General features: G+C 36.4%; 4 protein-coding genes and 3 pseudogenes. All 7 read right to left on the reverse strand.

Annotated elements, in window-relative coordinates:
• Positions 1-107 (reverse strand): annotated as a pseudogene (locus tag HMPREF2811_RS11935) (LysM peptidoglycan-binding domain-containing protein); the annotation flags it as partial.
• 108 nt (positions 108-215) lie between these two features.
• A pseudogene (locus HMPREF2811_RS11940) lies at positions 216-360 on the reverse strand (LysM peptidoglycan-binding domain-containing protein); the annotation flags it as partial.
• A 132-nt stretch (positions 361-492) separates the two neighbouring features.
• Positions 493-1,092, reverse strand: a pseudogene (locus tag HMPREF2811_RS11945) (LysM peptidoglycan-binding domain-containing protein); the annotation flags it as partial.
• A gap of 173 nt (positions 1,093-1,265) precedes the next feature.
• Positions 1,266-2,111, reverse strand: coding sequence for a patatin-like phospholipase family protein (locus tag HMPREF2811_RS07585; protein ID WP_071408811.1), 846 nt, complete (start codon positions 2,109-2,111; stop codon positions 1,266-1,268).
• A gap of 183 nt (positions 2,112-2,294) precedes the next feature.
• Entirely contained in the window at positions 2,295-3,077 is a 783-nt protein-coding gene (gene yghU, locus HMPREF2811_RS07590; protein WP_071408812.1) for a glutathione-dependent disulfide-bond oxidoreductase, read from the reverse strand.
• A gap of 86 nt (positions 3,078-3,163) precedes the next feature.
• Positions 3,164-3,670, reverse strand: coding sequence for a phosphatase PAP2 family protein (locus HMPREF2811_RS07595; protein WP_071408813.1), 507 nt, complete (start codon positions 3,668-3,670; stop codon positions 3,164-3,166).
• A 355-nt stretch (positions 3,671-4,025) separates the two neighbouring features.
• Positions 4,026-4,802: a hypothetical protein gene (locus HMPREF2811_RS07600; RefSeq protein ID WP_071408814.1), complete on the reverse strand. Its 777-nt coding sequence runs from the start codon at positions 4,800-4,802 to the stop codon at positions 4,026-4,028.
• Positions 4,803-4,971 lie beyond the last annotated feature (169 nt).

Raw genomic sequence — 4,971 nt, forward strand, 5'->3', positions numbered from 1 at the left:
ATTAAGTGACCTGAAATATTATTCCATTGACGTAATTGATTAACACTCACACCATGTTGGGCAGCGATTCTATTTAAGGTATCGCCTCGTTTAATAGTGTAATTCGTTGTCTTTGGTTTCAACCGGTTTAGTTGTTTCCGCCGGCTTGTCTTCAACTGGTTTCGTTGGTGTAGTTGGTTTCTCTTCCGGTTTAGTCGGTTCTACCGGTTGCGTTGTCGTCACTTTATTGACAATAATCTTTTGATTTGGATAGATGAGGTGACCCGAAATATTATTCCATTGACGTAATTGTTCAACGCTCACGCCTTGTTGTGCAGCGATTCGATTTAAGGTATCGCCTCTTTTAATCGTGTAATTCGTTGTCTTCGTTACTGTTTTGGTTTCTACCGGTTTAGTCGTTTCTGCCGGTTTTTCCTCAACTGGCTTTGTTGGAGCAGTCGGCTTTTCAACGGGTTGTGTCGTTTGTGTTGTAGGTTTAGAAACGATTAATTTTTGATTGACTCTAATTATATTACTCGTTAATTTATTCCAGTTCAATAAATCCGCAACACTTACCTTATGTTGATTTGCTATCTTCCATAAGGTATCGCCTGAAACTATTTGATATGTTTTTACTGTTGGCGAAACGGGCGATACAGTCGGTGTGTTAAATTTACGAATAACACTTTCTTCTGTTTTTTCTACTTGCGCATGTTCTGCTTTAACAGATTCATTCGTTGTTGCTTCTGTTACAACTTCCTCTGTTTCAGCAGCTAATGTTTCATCACCGGTCACTTCTACTGAAACTTCTGTCGACTCAACTTGCTCAGAATTCGCTTCAGTCGATTTTGATTCTTGAACGACTTCACTCTCTTCAACTGTCAACACAGCTTCAGCAGTTGTATCAGTGTCTTCAATGACTTCAGCTTCATTTTCTACAGTCTCCCCAACTACTTCAGCATTAGCCTCTTCACTTACCGTCTCAACAACGACTTCATCGTTATTCACCGCTTCCTCAGCTTGGACATGAGTACTTAAAGTCATCGTCGCCAAAACAGATGCTGAAACTGCAATCCATTTCCCTTTACTTTTCTTCAAAATTTTATTTCCCATTTTATTATTCGTCCCCCATAATAATCACTAGCAACAAAACAATATATACCATAATTGTAGCATATTCTAAATATTTAGGGTTGTTTACCATATTACAATTCCCTAACAAAATGAAAAGGGTTGTAAAAAAAGGACTTAGCAACCTTCTCGCCTAAGTCCTTTGGGATTATAAATTAATTTTTAAATAAATATTGTTTCAACGATCCGCATTTTGTTGTTGCATCGTTGACTCCTAATTGATACATCGCTGTTAATGCTTGAGCATTTTTCTCTAACCGACCAATATGCATCTTTTTAGAAGGTTGGATCACAAAAGCCTTGCCTTCCTCTTCTAATTTATTTACTAAATCTAAACTCTGATTATACTTCATTGCACGTTGTTTCCAAGTATCCACAAAATTGGGGTACCGGCGATAAATCATTTCATATAATCGTGATGAAGTTGTTTCTTTACGATAGCCCTTTGGTTGCGTTAAAACCACAATCACTTTGTCATATCCCATCGACAAAATCTTCTTAATTGGAATGGAATCAGCAATTCCCCCATCTAAATAAGGCATACCATTAAGGTCAACGATTTGCGAGACTAATGGCATGGCAGATGAGGCACGTAGCACTTCCATTTGGTTTAAAGGATGCGTTATTTTAATATACTCCGCTTTACCAGAATAGAGATTCGTCACTGTTGCATAAAAATCAATGCCGGATTGATAGAACGCTTTTTGATCAAAGGGATCCAAACGAAAAGGCACTTCGTAATACGCAAAATCTTTATTCACAATGTTGCCAGTCTTTAATAAATTAGAGAGGCCCATATATTGAGGGTGATTTAAATATTTTAAATTATAACGAAGAGTGCGTCCAATCTGATGAGATGGATAATTAACTCCAAACAAGGCGCCGGCCGAAACAGCTACTATACCATTGACTTTTATATTTTGGCGCATCATCACATCTAAGACTCCAGCCGTATAGATGCCTCGCATCGCACCACCTTCTAATAATAATCCGACTTTCAATAAATTCTCCCCTCAACCTTTTGCTTATACGTTATTATCTTTATCCATACAATATTGTTTCCATCTTAATTCGTCATTTACTGACACTTACTTAATGTGAAAACGGCATTTAACAGGCACAATACGTTTACTGGCAATAATTTACACTTTTCTTTGAATTACAGTTCCAATATTGCAATCCGCTTAAATTTCATTATATTCTACTGACAATGCTTTTTGTACAGCAGGTCTAGCAGCTATTCTATCAGTCCACTCTTTAATATTCTGATAACCTTCCATCTCTAAAAATTCATATGAACCATCATATAATTTATCCTGCGCTAAGCGTCCATACCATGACCAGATAATCATATCGGCAATGGTATATTCGTCACCGACCATATAATCTCGTTGTGCTAAGTGTTGATCTAAGACATCCAATTGACGTTTAGTCTCCATCGTATAACGATTGATTGGATATTCTTGTGCAGTTGGTGCATAGTTATAAAAATGGCCAAAACCGCCACCTACAAATGGCGCGGCTCCCATTTGCCAAAATACCCAATTCAAACACTCGGTTTTTTCTGCACGATTTTCAGGTAAGAAATGTCCAAATTTTTCAGCTAAGTATAATAAAATCGAACCAGATTCAAAAACACGAAGCGGTGTTGGTTCAGAATAATCTAACATGGCAGGAATTTTAGAATTAGGATTAATCTTGACAAAATCACTACCAAATTGGTCGCCTTTTCCAATATCAATTTTGAACAAGTCATAATTCGCTTCCTCAATACCTAAGGCTTTTAATTCCTCTAGCATAATCGCGACTTTAATTCCATTGGGTGTCCCTAGTGAATAAACTTGTAAGGGAGCATCCCCTTTAGGCAGTGTTTGTTCAAAACGAGCGCCCGCTGTGGGACGATTTCCTGAACGGTTGTCGTTTTCATCTTCCCATTGCCATACAGTCGGTTTAATATAGTCAGTCATCTTGTTACCTCCATTATTCATTGTTATCTACAGTATAAGTCTTTTAACTTTTCACAACAAATAGAACGCATTCAATCTTTGTATCATTACCCCAAAATAAACAACAAACTGCCACATAATAAGCCAATTAAAATACCAACGATTACATCTTTAGGATAGTGAACCCCTACCGCCACCCGACAAAACGCTAATATAAGACTTAATATTAAACAAATCAACCCCAATATTGGTTGCCATTTTAAAATACACATGCTGATCATCGTGGCTGAAAATACATGGCGGCTGGGAAATGATTCACCGACCTTTTCTCGCTTTATTAAACGTTGAATAGGCCACTCCTCATACGGTCTAGGGGCATTGATTACTTTTCTAAATATGGACAACAAGACAAAACTAATCCCCGGCACAATCACCATCAGTCCCCACTCACTGATAGGTAAATCAATTAAATAAAAATACAATAATAAACCAGGGTAAAGAATGTACATAAAGGTCGTAATAGATTGATTTAAAAATATAACCACTAGTTTTAATAGTGGATGCCTGTTAAAAAAACTGGCTATCCGTTGATAAAATGTTAAATAATTATTCATGATGCGCTCCTTATTAAGATTACTTGCTTCTATTATAACTAATTCTAAACAAGATACGAATAATTTCTAATTCGGAATTGGCAAAATCACTCATCGTTTCCTTATTTAAAACAAATAGTAACGACTGTTAAATTAGTAGATGCTACGATTGATTATTATAATCTCAGTCTTCTTTTGATACTTACAATAAAAAAGAATGGACAAGATGTAGAAAATTAATTATTTCCCTACTTCTTGTCCACTATCATTAAGACACAGCTTGATGTCATTGAACCAATGTTCTGACAATTAATATTCAAGCAGTTAGCTAATATTATCTAGTTTAGTTAAATTACCATCATTTTGCAGTTTATCATTATTTTGCTATTCTACGAAATGCGCCAATTCTTGGCATTTTAATATCATAATTGAGTCCCATGATTAGGTTGGTCGCCCAAATTCCAAAAAAGAATACTAAGATGGGGCCCACACATGTTGTAATAATTAAAACAGCAGTAGAGTCTATCATATTACCCAGACTTCGTTCAAATTTGGCCATTAGATCGGTCGCTGCGGTAGTCATTTGTTCAAATAGATTTTTATCTTGAGTGGCTTCTTTATTTACCGACTCGGCTTGTTCAAATGTTTGTTCAATTGATGATTGATAATTTTCTTCTATTTTATTTGAAATCCCCACACTAGCTGGGATTATAGTAAAAATCATAATCCCCATTAAGAAAACGCGCATACCCAAGCGTTTCAAACGGTCGCTTTTTATCGCTAAATTGAGTAGCAATGCACCACAAGCTAAAGGGATTAACCATTGCAATGCCACTAAAGGTGTCACCGATAAGAAATATTTTTGCAGCCAAATACCCGCAAATACAATTAATAAATAATCGGCAATATCGGCAATGTTTTGTGCGACCGGTCCACCAACATCACCCGGGATTAATGTAATCGCAGTAGAGGTCGTGCCAGCTAAAGCAGTCAAAGCTACTACTGTTTCTTTCTTTTCATCTAAGGTCTCAATCGTCTGTGTATTAATATTCGTTACCCATTCGGTATCAGCTGAAAAATAACTGGTAGTACCAATGGCGATGAATAAAATAGCTAATAATAAATTTTTAACATTAAAGATTGATTGATTCATTTTCTCACCTCGTAAATTAGATAATAAGGAGTGGCAAGAAGCAGGAAATCAGTTGATTTTTCACTTCATGTGTCCTCTCGTACCATCGGGAGTAAACCGATGTAAAAATTCGATTGCTTTCCGCTTCATCTGTCCACTTATAAGTGCTAACATAAAAATGTACAGTTGT

Source organism: Globicatella sp. HMSC072A10, assembly GCF_001811625.1.
GTDB lineage: Bacteria > Bacillota > Bacilli > Lactobacillales > Aerococcaceae > Globicatella > Globicatella sanguinis.